Origin of the sequence: Pedobacter sp. AW31-3R (assembly GCF_052180285.1) — a bacterium.
GTDB lineage: Bacteria > Bacteroidota > Bacteroidia > Sphingobacteriales > Sphingobacteriaceae > Pedobacter.
Genome location: NZ_CP197475.1, coordinates 1,373,154 through 1,388,689 on the forward strand (window position 1 = coordinate 1,373,154; position 15,536 = coordinate 1,388,689).

13 protein-coding genes and 1 other RNA gene are annotated in these 15,536 nt (G+C 40.8%); 5 read left to right on the forward strand and 9 right to left on the reverse strand.

Features of this window, described 5'->3' with window-relative positions:
* Positions 1 to 190 precede the first annotated feature (190 nt).
* Together ACSBL2_RS05735 and ACSBL2_RS05740 are read right to left on the reverse strand one after the other, a co-directional pair.
* A complete protein-coding gene (locus ACSBL2_RS05735; RefSeq protein ID WP_442590714.1) occupies positions 191 to 1,198 on the reverse strand; it encodes a FecR family protein in 1,008 nt (335 codons plus the stop codon).
* A 137-nt stretch (positions 1,199 to 1,335) separates the two neighbouring features.
* Positions 1,336 to 1,920, reverse strand: coding sequence for an RNA polymerase sigma factor (locus ACSBL2_RS05740; protein ID WP_442590715.1), 585 nt, complete (start codon positions 1,918 to 1,920; stop codon positions 1,336 to 1,338).
* A gap of 643 nt (positions 1,921 to 2,563) precedes the next feature.
* Between ACSBL2_RS05740 and ACSBL2_RS05745 the strand changes: the two genes are divergently transcribed.
* Positions 2,564 to 2,734 carry a PDDEXK nuclease domain-containing protein gene (locus ACSBL2_RS05745; RefSeq protein ID WP_442590716.1) on the forward strand — a complete coding sequence of 57 codons (171 nt, stop codon included), beginning with the start codon at positions 2,564 to 2,566 and terminating at the stop codon, positions 2,732 to 2,734.
* A 59-nt stretch (positions 2,735 to 2,793) separates the two neighbouring features.
* A complete protein-coding gene (locus ACSBL2_RS05750) occupies positions 2,794 to 3,249 on the forward strand; it encodes a hypothetical protein (protein WP_442590717.1) in 456 nt (151 codons plus the stop codon).
* A 413-nt stretch (positions 3,250 to 3,662) separates the two neighbouring features.
* Here ACSBL2_RS05750 and ssrA read toward each other — a convergent pair.
* The 3 genes from ssrA to ACSBL2_RS05765 form a co-directional block, all read right to left on the reverse strand.
* Positions 3,663 to 4,027, reverse strand: a transfer-messenger RNA (tmRNA) gene (gene ssrA / locus ACSBL2_RS05755).
* A gap of 189 nt (positions 4,028 to 4,216) precedes the next feature.
* The gene (locus ACSBL2_RS05760; RefSeq protein ID WP_442590718.1) at positions 4,217 to 4,600 is read right to left on the reverse strand and encodes a DUF6122 family protein; all 384 of its coding nucleotides are present in this window, start codon (positions 4,598 to 4,600) and stop codon (positions 4,217 to 4,219) included.
* A 57-nt stretch (positions 4,601 to 4,657) separates the two neighbouring features.
* Positions 4,658 to 5,935, reverse strand: coding sequence for a glycoside hydrolase family 28 protein (locus tag ACSBL2_RS05765; RefSeq protein ID WP_442590719.1), 1,278 nt, complete (start codon positions 5,933 to 5,935; stop codon positions 4,658 to 4,660).
* A 276-nt stretch (positions 5,936 to 6,211) separates the two neighbouring features.
* Here ACSBL2_RS05765 and ACSBL2_RS05770 point away from each other — a divergent pair, with 276 nt between their 5' ends.
* Entirely contained in the window at positions 6,212 to 7,528 is a 1,317-nt protein-coding gene (locus tag ACSBL2_RS05770) for a DUF3887 domain-containing protein (RefSeq protein WP_442590720.1), read from the forward strand.
* 107 nt (positions 7,529 to 7,635) lie between these two features.
* Here the strand turns inward: ACSBL2_RS05770 and ACSBL2_RS05775 are convergent, their stop codons facing one another.
* Together ACSBL2_RS05775 and ACSBL2_RS05780 are read right to left on the reverse strand one after the other, a co-directional pair.
* The gene (locus ACSBL2_RS05775) at positions 7,636 to 8,835 is read right to left on the reverse strand and encodes a pyridoxal phosphate-dependent aminotransferase (RefSeq protein ID WP_442590721.1); all 1,200 of its coding nucleotides are present in this window, start codon (positions 8,833 to 8,835) and stop codon (positions 7,636 to 7,638) included.
* 62 nt (positions 8,836 to 8,897) lie between these two features.
* A complete protein-coding gene (locus tag ACSBL2_RS05780; protein ID WP_442590722.1) occupies positions 8,898 to 9,284 on the reverse strand; it encodes a DUF1573 domain-containing protein in 387 nt (128 codons plus the stop codon).
* A gap of 130 nt (positions 9,285 to 9,414) precedes the next feature.
* Between ACSBL2_RS05780 and ACSBL2_RS05785 the strand changes: the two genes are divergently transcribed.
* Together ACSBL2_RS05785 and ACSBL2_RS05790 are read left to right on the forward strand one after the other, a co-directional pair.
* On the forward strand, positions 9,415 to 11,841 hold the full coding sequence (locus ACSBL2_RS05785; protein ID WP_442590723.1) for an alpha-ketoacid dehydrogenase subunit alpha/beta: 2,427 nt from the start codon (positions 9,415 to 9,417) through the stop codon (positions 11,839 to 11,841).
* A 336-nt stretch (positions 11,842 to 12,177) separates the two neighbouring features.
* Complete coding sequence (locus ACSBL2_RS05790) at positions 12,178 to 12,990, forward strand: hypothetical protein (protein ID WP_442590724.1); 813 nt, start codon at positions 12,178 to 12,180, stop codon at positions 12,988 to 12,990.
* 79 nt (positions 12,991 to 13,069) lie between these two features.
* Here ACSBL2_RS05790 and aroC read toward each other — a convergent pair whose 3' ends face one another.
* Both aroC and aroA read right to left on the reverse strand, forming a co-directional pair.
* Entirely contained in the window at positions 13,070 to 14,161 is a 1,092-nt protein-coding gene (gene aroC / locus ACSBL2_RS05795; RefSeq protein ID WP_442590725.1) for a chorismate synthase, read from the reverse strand.
* Between the two features lie 85 nt (positions 14,162 to 14,246).
* Entirely contained in the window at positions 14,247 to 15,503 is a 1,257-nt protein-coding gene (gene aroA / locus ACSBL2_RS05800) for a 3-phosphoshikimate 1-carboxyvinyltransferase (protein ID WP_442590726.1), read from the reverse strand.
* Positions 15,504 to 15,536 lie beyond the last annotated feature (33 nt).

Genomic DNA, 15,536 nt, shown 5'->3' on the forward strand with positions numbered 1-15,536 from the left:
CATAAGTCAATGAGGATTGACTTGCAAATGGTGTATATATATAATACATTGCAGTGGTTTTAGGTTGTGCGATAAATAATTTAAAACTGTTGTAAGCCCCGGTGGCCGCCGGGGTTTACTTAATTTTTCCTTTATATCATGTCGGCGATATTTTTCTTTTCATTCATTTAGGTTTATAAGTTGTTGATTATTAATTTTCGCATCCTGGTCCGTCGATAAAAAGGTGGTTGTCTTTTAGTGCAAAGGATGCCCCGGTAATATCAGTTAACACCTGGATCACCTGGCTGATCTCATTACGGTTTAAAAATGCAGCGGTAAAGCGGCATTCTTTCACTTTCTCTGTTTTAAAAGTAACAGTCAGATTGTAGCGTTTAGCGATCAGTAGGGCAGCCTGCTGCAGGGTAATATCATCCATGATCAGGTCCTGAGCCTTCCATGCCGAGGCTATAGTTGCATCTACATTGTATTTTTTTACTGTTTTAACCTCGGGCTTCCAGCTCAGTTGTTCATTAGGAACTAAAACGGCCAGCATTTGTCCGGTACGCTGAACCATTACTTTCCCCCGTGTTACCGTCACTGTTACTGCTTTTTCATGATCATAGGCTGAAATATTAAAAGCAGTACCAAGCACCGTAGTTTTGATTTTCCCGGTATGGATAATAAAAGGGTGGACCGCATCATGTGCGACGTCAAAAAAAGCTTCTCCATATAAAGTTACCTCCCTGTTTTTCTGTCCTTCAAAACTATCTGCATATTCCAGGCGGCTATTGCTATTCAGTTGTACGGAACTTCCATCAGGCAGCTTAATCCACCGGTGTCCCGTCTGCTTCTCTGCTGCTGGTTTTGCAGGTTCATTTTTAGCCATGACAGCGTGTTTGTTTTGAAGGGGAATGCCGAAATAAGCAATCGCAGAAATTAGGATTACCGAAGCTGCATAACCTATCCATCTCATTGGTTTAACCCTTACTCTTAATTTTGAGGCCGTATGGCTTTTAATTCTTTGGTAGAGCAGCTGTTGGTCCGGAAGTTCGGCTTCTTCATTCTTCCTTTCGGAATCCTCCTGGAACGCCAATACTGCGGCTTCCCATTCCCGCTCATAGGCATCGCTTTGCATTAATGCCAGCACGCGGGATATTTCTTCCTGTGAGGCACGATTCTGTATATACTTTAAAAAAAGTTGCTGAATTGAATTTTCCAAAATAGCTGGTGTTTAATAGCATAACACACAACATAGCCGGTACATTTACCCGGCAATGAAATATTTTTTTCTGCACCCTAAAAATCAGCCGCTGTGAAAGGGTGTTGGTCAGCTTCAGTGACAATAGAAAGGTAAAATTACTGGGATCTGAAAAAGAGCAGGAAGAGCAATGCGCCGTTCCGGATAAGATACTGCCTGATAGCCCGTATGGCTTTAACCATCTGGCTGTTAATAGTGGCGTCTTTAATCCCCAATTCTTCTGCGGCCTGTTTATAGGTATATCCTTTGCCGTGACAAAGTTCATAGATAAGCTTTCGCTGTGGAGGCAGCTGTGAAACAGCTTGTGCTATAAACTCGCGGGTCTGCCGGTGCTCGGTAAATGTTAAGCCATTCCCGTTCTTATCCTGGGCATATCTGGCGATTTCATCTGTAATCAGTGTTTCCTTGCTGGCTTTACGGATGACATTCAGTGACAGGTTCCTGGCGATGGTGAAGAGGTAAGCCTGCAGCGATAATTTGGGATCCAGGTTAGCGGAAGTTTCCCATAACCTAATGAAGACTTCCTGTACAATGTCTTCAGCCAATACCGGTGATTTGAGGATGTTTAATGCAAAGGCGTATATACGCTTCACATAAATTTCATAAAGTTCAGAAAACGCAGTTTCACTTCCGTCTTTTAACTTCAGTAATAATTGCTCTTCGGAATCTCTACGTATATGCATAGTCTACAAAATTAGTAGATTTTAGTTAAAAACATAGTCCCTTTTCAGGGATCTTAAAATCAGCTGCTGAAGCCAAGATACCCATTTGTCCTGCAAAAAAACAGGTAGTCTTTAAAATCTAAGTCATTTCATACTGAATCTACCTATTCAGCCAAAAGTGTAATGAAATTCTATACCATTATTATTGTTTGGAGGTATAGCCATACTGTTCTTTTGTACGGGGCCATAGTTCTGGTTCTGTATAAATGGTTTATTAATTTTGAGTTCAGAACAACCGTAATCATCGCATTTCTAACATTCAGCTTTCGGGCTATTAGCGTTGCCAAAGCCAATCCAATGAATGTGCTTAAGTATGAATAAAGGATGCATGACCACAGAAGGAGAATAATCACTTATGGCTGTTTGCAATTGAAGATTTATATTATATTTGAATAATAAGAGTGATCGTAAGATGTCACTTGTCAGTTACGAATCGTTTTTTCAAATAAAACACAAAATCAAATTACGCAATGGCAATAACGCCATTTCTCTCTACTATGGGGTATTTGAAAGAACTATGATAGGAAATTGAAAAGTCTCAACAGCGTAGAGAGAAACCTATCCTGAGATTAATAATTTTAAAGACAGCTATGTATTTGAGTTCTTGAATCTATCTGAACCATTTAGTGAAAGTGAATTAAAAAAAGGGTTAATCAAACAAATGAAAACCTTTATTCTGGAGTTAGGTAGGGATTTTATCTTTATTGGCGAAGAGTATAAAATAATGGTCGGGAATAGCGATTTCTATCTAGATTTACTATTCTATCATGTATAGGAAATGGATAACAATAGCCTTGATGGCTCACAAATATTTTAATAAATCAGAGACCTATTATGGATTGGGAAATCAGAAACACCGATAAATTTAGATACCATACTTATTTAAAAGAGATTCTCAAACCTATCATAGATGATATCGGTGGCTTTGACTGGTTGGTCTCAGGTTTAGATTACATAGCATTTACTGATGCCAACCTTCCAATTAATTTTGAAGAAGATCATTTTATTCTTTCTAATGAGCAGTTTATGCAGCTGCTGGACGTTGATATTCAATTTCTATTTGGAGTATTTTTAGCAATACCAAGTAATGTAAAAATACACGTCGATACAGATCATTTACCCTATGCAGATTTAAACAAGCTTGTTTGGAAGAAAGGAAACTTTCAGCACCCAGACGCAAAGATTGAATTAATTTGCTTTGATAGTTCAAGTACTATTGTCAAGTTCAAAGATGAATCTTTATCAAGGAAGTTTCACAAATATTTTGAAGAAGCACTTGAGCTTAAATAAGCTGACTAATCTGGACACTAATGAGAAATCATTTTATAAACAGTTGATCTATCTTCATCACAGATAGATTTATTGTACCAAGCATATTTTTGCAAAGCCAGGATATACTATGAAGACTTTGTTTCAAAAACATCAAGTACCTGTAATGAGAAAATATATAAAGACCATTCTAATTTGCATCATTTTCTCTAGTCTATTTGGAGGAGCTTATACTTTTACATCAAGAGATATAGATCCAATATTGAGAGACTATATTTTTTGGGGAATGATTCCAGTGTCAAGTATATCACTACTCATATTGGGTGTACTAGTTATCTTGGATGACATCAAGAATAGTAAACGTAAAAACAATCTAAATCAAGACATTAATAATAATAAAAAAGGCCTCTGAGATGATCTCAAAGGCCTTTTTATCGTGGAGCCGAAGGGGTTCGAACCCTTGTCCAGTTGTGTGGCAAATTATGCCTTCTACATGCTTATTTTCCATTTTATTTTCGGGATCAGACGGGCCGGAAACCTACCTTGTCTTTCTCCTTAGGTACTTTATCTCGCAATTGTTCCGCACCTAACAATTGCCAGCGTCGTTATTTCGATGCCCCTGATTCCGGCCTAACAACACAGCAGCCAGAGGGACAAAAGCTATTTAATTCTAAATTAAGCAGCTAAGGCGTAGTTATTTTCGCCAATCAAAGTGTGAACGTTCACTTTAAGTGCTCTCCGTACAACGCACTGCATGCTAACATACGTACCTCCACCCTGTCAAATCCAAAACGGCCCCGGTAACGTCCTGATGGTGTGTGGTTAACTAATCCTTTCCAACCATCAGGGTACAAATTTACTAAAATATTGTCAATTTCAAGCTAAAGAATTTATTTGTTTATTTGGCGCTGTACATTTGTTGAGTGAAATACTTTCCTTTCTGGTAAGACATGGTCAGTTCTAACCATTCAAAATGTAGTCGTTGTATTTATTCAAAAAAATTTGAAATAGCATTCAATACCTCAAATGTCGGAGCATCAGAAAAACAATGTTTGCAGTGATGGAACATAAACAGGCAATCAATCAGGTCTGTCAACATATGGAACAATAATCCAATTCCTATGATACGATAGGGGTTGCGAAAAAATAACAGGATGAAGTACACCATCATCGCATAATAACTATGCAGGTAATGAAAGCCAAAACTGCACCTGTTCGCCTGGAAGATTGGTGTTGCAAGTAAATGATCCAGATCTACCAGCATCGTAGCAATCAGTATCAGGTATACCTTTTTCCAATCCTTCCTGAACAGGAGAAAAGCGATAAAAAAAGGGAATCCAAAATGTAAAAAATAATGTATAAATGACTGCATGCCGCTGATGTTGATAGTTTTATCCTGTTCAAAAGGAACAGGGGGAATAGTCCGGGATTATTTCACTGCACTCGGTACAGTTACTTCTTTCCCAATAACCACATTACTAAATACAATCTGTTCTGCATTGGTAAAGCTTATCGCTGCGGCACAGGAATCAATTTTTACATTGGAAAAATGAAGATTGGAAACCTTCTGTGTGGGGTATCCCTGGATGACCAATCCACCATGACTGGCTGTTTTGATCTTCAGGTTGTCCACAAACACATCATAAATATCCGTCACAAATCCTTTGCCCTCCCCGTGATAAAAAGAAGTGATAAAAACCCCATCTTCGACGTCGCCAAATTCCACATCATTAATGTAAATATCCCTGATAAAACCTCCGCGATCAGGATTTGATTTCAGGTAAATACCCCGTTTGCAATAACCTCCGTAGGTACAGTTCTCCACAAAAACATGTTGTACGCCTGCCGACATTTCACTGCCAATGACAACACCATGCAAACCTTTAAACCGGCAATTGCGGATGATGATATTCTCTGAGCTCATGGCAGTCTTACGACCCTCATGATCCCGGCCAGCTTTGATGGCTACATTATCATCTGCATTATTGAAGTCAATATCTTCAATCAATATGTTTTTGGAATACTCTGGATCGAAGCCATCATTGTTTTTATTGAAAGAGTTGAACTTTATCTTTCTTGCTGTAATATTTTCTGATTGAAGAAAATGAACAGACCAAAATGGGGAATTTTCAATGGTTATTCCCTCGATCAGGATATTCTGACATCCATAGAACTGAATCAGTTGTGGCCTTAGATAATGTCCTTCACCAAACAAACGCTCTTTGACAGGTACATTTTCATGGTTCATTTTCCTGCTTAATTCCTGGGCAGGTTTTTGGAGGTCATACCATTTGCTGAAACCATCTTTCCCATTTCCATCGATTGTACCTTCTCCTGTAATCGCGATGTTTTTAACCTGATACGCATAGATCAATGGGCTGTAATTGTACAAAAATGTCCCTTCCCAACTGCTAGGCACTGCAGGGAGATAGTCAGCTGCATTTGTCCCAAAAACAAGCTTTGCGCCTTTCTTCAATTCAATGGAAGTATTATCAACGAAGTGGATGGGGCCATTCAGCAGGTAAGTTCCTGCGGAAACGATGATTTTGCCTCCATTTTTTTCTTTACAGACTTTTATTGCTTTATCAAATGCCGGTTTGCAATCTGTTGACGAATCACCCTTTGCACCAAAATCTGTCAATAATAGCGTATAAGTGGAAATCTTTGGAGGGATGATGTTTTGTAGAATTTCATCTCTTTTCTCCACCCTGGATAATTTTTTTGGTTCAGGGGATTTACATGCTGAAAAACAGGTAACAGCTAGAATAATGAGGGTGCAGAATTTCATTGTAAATTTAGGTTCAGTTGGTCAGATGAAACAGGAATAACTTAAGTTTTAAAGATAGCATAATTTCCTGTCCCTTGAGGTCTTCAATAAACTATTGGTTTTACCAGCTGGATGCCAATTTAATCCATAGAATTAAAGCAATACAAATTGTAAATATTATATTTACCAAACGCACCATAACCGGTACCTAATTTTATGAAGAAGTTAACTTTACTATTTGCTGCATTGCTCATCGCTTTTGCAGGGTTCTCACAGAACATTATCCAGGATTTCAGTACGGCAACTGATTTCTTCAATTCCATGGACCAGGGGAAGTTTGAAGAAGCACATGGCCTGTTTGATGAAAGTGTGAAAACTAAAATCACTACTGATGGACTGAAACAACTGTGGACAGCATTAAATACCAAACTCGGTAAACCCAAGTTCATTACTCCTGTCAGAAGCCAGGAGCAGGGCGAATATATATTGGTTACTGTAGAAGGTGAATTTGAACTCGATGACCAGAATTTTACACTTGCTTTTAACAAAGAAGGCAAGATGGTGGGAATCTTCCTGCCGCCAAAAACCAATGTACAGGTTTATAAATCTCCTGTATATGCAGATACAACCAGATATGCGGAACAGGAGGTGTATATTGAAACACCAAATCACCAGCTGGCTGCGATTATTACCACCCCAAAAAATGTAAATAGCTTTCCTATGGTGGTGTTGGTCCATGATTCTGGTCCTGGTGATATGGATGAAACTACAGGGCCTAATAAACCTTTTAAGGATATTGCTGCCGGACTTGCAGCTAAAGGTATTGGGAGTACCCGCTATGTGAAACGTACTTTACTGTATCCCCAGGAATTCAATAAGGCCTTTACGGTGAAGGAAGAAGTACTTGATGATGTTGCTGCTGCTATTGTCAAAGCAAAAGGGGTAAAAGGAGTAAACAACTCCCAACTCTATGTCTTTGGCTATGGTCTGGGAGGGATGCTTACACCGAGAATAGCTACACTGGCTCCGGAGCTTTCAGGGCTTATCCTTGCGGCATCACCTGCCCGGAAAATGCCTGATTTACTGATGGAACAGAATAAATACTTTTTTGAGCAGGCAAAAGATACCACGCAAGCCATGAAGCAGAAGTTTGATGAGTCATTAACCTTGCTGGAAGGTATTAAATCCCTGAAAACAGGAAGTATCAAACCTGATTCCGTTGTTGCCGGATTGCCTGCTTCCTACTGGCTGGACCTGAATGCATACGATCAGGTAGCAGCAGCTAAAAAGATAAAAAAACAACGTTTCCTGGTGTTGCAAGGTGCATATGATACACAAGTCTCCACAATTGATTATGAGTTATGGAGTAAGGGGTTGTCTGGTAAAAAGGGGACGGCATTGAAGTTATATCCAGACCTGAATCACCTGTTTATCCCGCAGACGGAAAAAGGCGCGGCGGACCAATACAGAAATGCAGGAAATGTCTCAGAAACGGTAATTAATGATATTGCCGACTGGATCAATCAGAAGTAAACCTTTAACAGGGCCATACAAAGTAAAAGGCTTTATCTTCGTTGACTAATCTATAACTTAAATGAGTTTAGTTAACGGCGATAAAGCCTTTATGTTAAATAATGAGCTTAAATTTTTCTTCCCGGATATTGCTCCAGCGCAGCTGTTAAGCAGTCCATCGCCTTGTTCAGGTCATCGGTATTTAGAACATAGGCCATTCTTACTTCATTCTTTCCCTGGCCTGGTGTAGAATAAAATCCTGTTGCAGGTGCCATCATTACGGTTTCTCCGTTCAGCTCAAATTTCTCCAGGATCCACTGGCAGAAAAGATCTGCATCATCGATGGGGAATTTCGCCACTACATAAAAGGCACCACCCGGATTGGGGCAGAAAACGCCATCAATCGCATTTAATCTTGACACTAAAGTATCCCTGCGTAAGGTATATTCTTTATTCACCTCTTCAAAGTAACTATCCGGCGTATCCACTGCTGCGGCTCCTGCAATCTGTTCTACCATACCCGGACTCAACCTCGCCTGCGCAAACTTGAGTGAAGATTTAATGACTTCTTTGTTTTTGGTAATCATACATCCAAGACGTGCACCACAAGCGCTGTATCTTTTCGATACGGTATCCAGGACAACTACGTGCTCGTCCAATCCTTCCAGATGCATAGGAGAAATAAACTCCCTGCCATCATAGCAGAACTCACGGTAAGCCTCATCAGAGAAAAGGAAAAGGTCATGTTCCAGGCATAATGCTTTCAACTCATCCAGTTCCTCTTTAGCATAAAGGTAACCTGTCGGGTTATTGGGATTACAAATAATAATCGCCTTGGTCTTAGGGGTAATCAGTTTCTCAAATTCTTCAATAGGAGGGAGGGCGAATCCATTTTCAATATGCGATAGGATAGGTTTCACCACGACATTACTCATACAGGCAAAACCATTATAATTCGCATAAAATGGCTCAGGAATAATGATCTCATCGCCTTCATTCACGCAGGTCTGCATGGCAATGGTGATGGCTTCAGAGCCGCCAAGCGTAACCAGAATATCCTCTGGAGTAATATTATACCCTAGTTTATTGTAATATTCTGTAAGTTTTAACCGGTAAGCTAAAGTTCCTTCGGAGGCGGTGTAGGCCCATACGTTGAAATCTATATTTTTAATCGCATCCAACATCACGTCAGGTGTGGCGATATCTGGCTGACCGATATTCAGGTGGTATACTTTTTTACCTTCCTTTTTTGCCTGGTCAGCATAAGGGGTTAGTTTTCTAATTGGAGAAGCGGGCATAAATACCCCTTTTTCTGAAATTTTTGGCATGGGTGGAAAAATAAAAAACCTCGTGAACACACGAGGTTTTAAATGATAATTATCTTGTTTTGTTATTTGCTAGCGGCAACGGTCTCCCCTTTAATGTACAACACTTTTGTAGGTGTCTTAGCATTGGAAGTGATGGTAATACTTTTACTGAATGGCAATGGTGAACCTGCAGGAGTATAGGTTACATTGATTGCACCAGTTTCACCTTTTTTCAAAGGAGTTTTTGTATAGGTTGGAACAGTACATCCACAAGTAGTTTCTACTTTGGTAATGATCAGCGGCTGGTCACCAATGTTTGTAAACTTGAACTCTACTGTTACCGGTTTTGTCAATGGAATTTTTCCGAAATTATGTGTCTCTTCAGTAAATTTGAACTCTGCTGGATTCTGGGCAACTGCGGCAACACTGATACCTAAGACAAAGGTTAATAGTACGATTAGCTTTTTCATGTTTGTATGTTTTACACAAATTTAATGATTTGATTCATAATTCAAAGCGCAAATACAATATATATATTACAGATAGAATTAAAGCTGCTTTTAGAAAATACGTATCTTTGCCCAATAAACTTTTGTAGATATGATTCTAAATGATAAACTTACTACGAATCCAATTGATGCCTCAGAATTAAGTTTTGACGATTTCAAAGCCATTGTAACAGACGATTACAAGATCGCTTTCGAAAGCAGACAAGCTAGCTTGTTAGGCCGCAAGGAGGTTTTAACGGGTAAGGCGAAGTTTGGTATTTTTGGTGATGGTAAAGAGCTTCCGCAAATTGCCATGGCGAAAGCTTTTAAAAATGGCGACTGGCGTTCCGGGTATTACAGGGATCAGACATTTGCCTTTGCAACAGGTATTTGCACCATTAAGGAGTTTTTTGCACAACTGTATGCTAATCCTACGCTGGAGGCAGATCCTGCTTCTGCCGGCCGACAGATGAATTGCCACTTTTCTACCCGTTCCCTGAATGAAGACGGATCATGGAAAGATCTGACGGAGATGAAGAATTCTTCGTCGGACATTGCCCCTACAGGTGGACAAATGGCAAGGCTGGTAGGTCTGGCTTATGCCTCAAAATTATACCGTCAGAATCCTGATCTGGCTTACCTGAAGAATTTCTCTGTTGAAGGAAATGAAGTGGCCTTTGGTACCATAGGGAATGCTTCTACTTCTGAGGGTGTATTCTTTGAAGCCATCAATGCTGCCGGGGTGTTACAGATACCAATGGCTATTTCTGTTTGGGATGATGCCTATGGCATTTCTGTTCCTGCAAAGTACCAAACCACGAAAGAAGATATTTCTGAAGTATTAAAAGGATTCCAGCGTGATGAAAAGCATGCAGGATATGAAATTTATAAGGTTAGGGGCTGGGATTATCCTGCTTTATGCGAAACCTATCAGCAGGCAATAGCTGTTTGCAGGGAAGAGCATGTACCCGTTTTAATACACGTTACTGAAGTTACCCAACCTCAGGGACATTCTACTTCCGGTTCTCATGAACGCTATAAAAGTAAAAAGAGACTGGAATGGGAGAAAGAATATGACTGTATCCGCCAGATGCGGATCTGGATGCTGGAGTCGGCCATCATTACCGAAGAGGAACTCCTGCTTTTAGAGGATACGGCTAAGAAAATGGTGCGCAATGCACAAAAAGAAGCCTGGGATGAATTCCTGGCTGATATTAAAGTGGAGAAAGACCAGGCCATTGAACGTATTAATGCTGTAGCCAATGGCAATCCGCAGATTACAAAGATTACCAGGCAACTTATTTCCACTCCTGATGCACAGCGCAAGGAGATTATTTCTTCGGTGAGGAAAGCATTGCGTTTAACCATACAGGAACCTTCGGCAGAAAGAACAGCATTGCTGGACTGGCTGGAACAGGAAAAGGCAGTAAATGCTGAGCGCTACAATACCAAACTTTTTACCGATGGTATCGATAGCCCTCTGGCTATTCGTGTTGAACCCCCTGCTTTTACAGATACCAGTAAAATGGTTGATGGAAGGGAGATTTTAAATGCATGTTTTGATGCCAATTTTGCGCGTGATGAACGTCTGGTCGCATTTGGTGAGGACTTAGGGGCCATTGGAGATGTCAACCAGGGATTTGCCGGTCTACAGGCCAAGTATGGCGATCTCAGGATTACCGATACAGGAATCAGGGAAATGACAATTATAGGGCAGGGGATAGGTTTGGCTTTGAGGGGATTGAAACCCATTGCCGAAATCCAGTACCTGGATTACCTGTTGTATGCCATCAATGTTTTGAGTGATGACCTGGCAAGCTTGTCATACCGTACCAAAGCAGGGCAGAAGGCACCGCTGATTATCAGGACCCGTGGACACCGCCTGGAAGGCGTTTGGCATTCAGGTTCGCCGATTTCTATGATTCTGGGCTCTCTGCGTGGTTTGCACCTGTGTGTACCCCGTAACATGACGCAGGCCGCCGGTATGTACAATACCTTGTTTAGGGCTGATGAACCCGCATTGGTGATTGAATGCCTGAATGGCTACCGTCTGAAGGAGATGATGCCTGCCAATGTGGGTGATTTTACCGTTCCATTGGGTAAGGCAGAAGTGATTAAAGAAGGCACCGATATTACGGTAGTTTCCTATGGTTCTACGCTGAGAATAGTGGAAGAAGCTGCCGAAGAGCTGGCTGCATTTGGTATTTCTGTAGAGATCGTTGATCCGCAAACGCTGCTTCCTTTTGATACTGACCATGTATGTGCTACTTCATTGATGAAAACCAATAAACTGCTGGTCGTGGATGAAGATGTTCCGGGAGGTGGATCTGCTTATATCCTGCAACAGATTTTAGAAACACAGGGCGGTTATTATCATTTGGATGCCCAACCGCAGACTTTATCAGCTAAGGCACACCGTACTCCTTATGGTACAGATGGGGATTATTTTACCAAGCCTTCTGTAGATGATGTGGTGGAGACGATTTATCAGATGATGCATATTCACAACAAAACAAAATTCCCTGCTATTTACCCATAATGCGGTTGAGCAGCATCTTTATTATCTGCCGTAAACAGTTTAATTAAATTACTGAAATGCCCTGTTGCTGAATGTAACAGGGCATTTTTTGTTTTGCCTTCTGAAACTAAAACTTGATTAGGAGGCTGTGCCTCAAATAGGGCTGTCTTTGACGAACATAAAGCAATTGCTCGATTTTTACCGGCAAAACTGAAAAAGTTTATAGTTATTGAAATAAACTACCATTTGTTGATCAGACCATATTACATTAAGCGTCCTTCATCAGGAAATTGAAATCTATCAGATAGATCGGCAATTTAAGAAATGTTATAAACCAATATTCATTAATTTGAACTTATGCATGCTCAGAATACCCGTATGGAAAACAGTAGCAAATACGACAGAATTTTTAAAGAAAACATAGATGCGATGCTTCCCAATATTGCCAAGAGCATGCTGAATTTCGGTATTGTACAGAAGTACGATTTGCCTTCCGATATTCAGCACACAAAGGAACGTAAACCTGATTTCCTTAAAAAGATCAAAGACAGTGATGGGAAATATTTCATTTTACACATTGAATGCCAGACAAAAGAGGATAGGGATATGGAATTTAGAATGGCAGAGTACTATATTATGTTGCGCCGCCGCTATCGCCTTCCTGTGATACAATATGTACTCTTCCTTGGTGAGCAGGCTCCACGCATGGTCAAGTTGATGACAGCTGATAACTTTAATTTCAATTATGAGATTGTGACTTATATTGATACAAATTATGAGTTGTTGTTAAAATCTTCAGTTCCTGAAGATAAAGTATTCTCCATATTGTGTAACTTTAAACATGATGATCCTGCATTGATCATAAAGCGCATTATTGATGAATTAAGAGAAGTATCGGCCGATTTAGCTTACGGGAAGTATATCAGGCAGCTGAGTATCCTCGCGCAATTACGTGAATTGACACATTTAATTAAAATAGATATGAAATCAGATCCAAGATTAGTCATAGAAAAAAATGCATTCTTTCAGATAGGTGAAGAAAGAGGAGAATTGAGGGGAATAACTCAGACGGCAATTAAATTACGGGAAGCCGGCATTCCTTATGAGACAATAGCGAAAGTAACGGATTTTAGTGTTGAAGAAATAGGCAAGCTTGAGCTCCCAAAATAGATCTCAACTGAATAGGGGGGTTTAAAATAAAGCAGCCGTACCATTGTGAAAATGATACGGCTGCTTAAAATATTCTATTTTAGAGTCTTGTGGCTTTATGACGCAGAAACTGGTCTGCCAATACCAATGCTGCCATTGCTTCAACAATAACAACAGCCCTTGGTACTACACAAGGATCGTGTCTGCCTTTTCCTTTGATTTCTGCCGCATCTCCTGCTGCATTCACTGTTTGCTGGTTATGCATAATGGTAGCTACAGGTTTAAAAGCAACAGTAAAGTTAATTTCCATGCCATTTGAAATCCCACCCTGGATACCACCAGAAAAGTTAGTGAGCGTTTTTGGTGCCTTTCCTTCATTGGTAAGAAAAATATCGTTATGTGCTGAACCCCTCATTTCCGATCCGGAGAATCCTGAGCCATACTCAAAGCCATGTACCGCATTGATACTTAACATTGCCTTGCCTAAATCGGCATGCAGTTTATCGAATACAGGTTCTCCCAAGCCAGGGGGACACCCATTGATTACACAGCTGATTTTTCCACCCACGGTGTCGCCGTCTTTTCTGACGCCATCAATAAACTCAATCATCTCTTTTGCTGTTGCCGGATCTGCACAACGCACAATATTCTCTTCTCTTTGTGCCAGCACCTCATCATAATGGAGTGCCTGAAGATTTGGTGCATTGATTGTTCCAACTGCAGATACATGGGCAAAAACCGTAATTCCATAGTGAGCCAGCAGTAATTTTGCGATGGCGCCTGCAGCCACACGGGCAGCGGTTTCTCTTGCAGAAGAGCGTCCTCCACCTCTGTGATCACGGATACCGTATTTTGCATCATAAGTATAATCAGCATGGGACGGTCTGTACACATTTGTATTGTGATCATAATCTTTTGAACGCTGATCTTCGTTGGGAATCAGCAAAGCAATTGGCGTACCCGTACTTTTCCCTTCAAAAATACCTGAAAGGATTTGTACCGTGTCGCTTTCCTTACGCTGGGTAGTGATCTTAGACTGACCGGGACGACGTTTATCCAGTTCTGACTGGATAAATTCCATATCGATAGGGAACTGTGCGGGACAGCCATCTATAATTACGCCAATAGCTACGCCATGTGATTCTCCAAATGTTGAGATCCGGAATAAATGCCCGAAAGTATTACCTGCCATGTATGTTTTTTATTAAAATATATTAAAACTCTGCTGCTTTATATACAAATTCTTTTTGTTGATTGACTACCTCTCTGCTCTGCAATTATATCTCCTGCACGGTAAAACCTGCTTTTTCGAGGTCCTTCCAGAAATCAGGATACGACTTCTCTACCACCTGATAATCTTCGATCTCCACCTCATTGATGAGCAGGCTGAGTGGAGCGAAAGCCATCGCCATCCTGTGGTCATCATAAGTGGCGAAAGTTACCTTTTCGGGGAAGGAAAGAGCTGAACAATCCAGCGTATACACTTCATTGTCTTCAACTAACAAAACTCCGATTTTAGCGAGCTCCTGTTGTAAGGCAAGTATCCTGTTCGTCTCCTTAATCTTGAGCGTTTCCAGTCCGGTGAAAGACAAATTCAGTCCCTTTACTGCTGCGCATACAACAATGGTCTGTGCCAGATCAGGACAATCCTTTAAATTCAGCACTTCTTTTACATCTACGGTAGTGCCCGATTTCAGATCTATTCCATTGGGAACACGTGAAGTACGTACCCCGAGAGGTACCATAATTTCCTGAATTTTACTGTCTCCCTGTAAACTTTCTTCACGAAGGTTCGTGAGGGTGATTGTTGACTGATCTGCCAGGGCGGCAATGCTGTACCAGTAAGAAGCAGCACTCCAGTCGGGTTCCACCACAAGGGTTGCCTTCTGGTGTTTCTGAGGGGTGATATGGATCGTATCGCCCGTCCAGCTGTGTTCAATACCTGCCGAAGCCAACATATTTAAAGTCATTTCTACATAGGGTCTTGATGTCAGGCCCCCTTCAATCTTCAGGGATAAACCTTTGGGAAGGGTAGGGGCAATAATCAGCAATGCTGATAAATACTGGCTGCTCACATTCCCTTTAATCGACACCTCTGCTGCATCACTGTTCAGCCCACCGTTGATATTCAAAGGCGGATAACCTTCATTCTTCGCATAAGAAATATCAGCACCCAGGGTTTTCAGGGCATCCACCAATATGGCTATTGGCCGTTCCTGCATCCTAGATGATCCGGTCAGGATAAACTGTTGCGGCAGCGTAGAAAGGTAAGCTGTAAGGAACCGCATTGCCGTTCCTGCATGGCCTACATTTACAGTTTGTTTCTCTGCCGCCGGATTATTTTTCAAGTCATTTAAGATGCTATTTAAGATCACCGTATCGGCTGCATCGGATAAATTATCAACTTTCACCAGTCCCTTGCTGAGCGCGGCAATAATTAATGCCCTATTGCTTTCGCTTTTGGAACCAGTCAGGTTAATCGTGGTATGGATATCTTTTTGCCCTTTAAAGGAAACAACTGCACTTTTCTTCATTATATCGTATTGCGCTTATGATTAAAGTAGTAT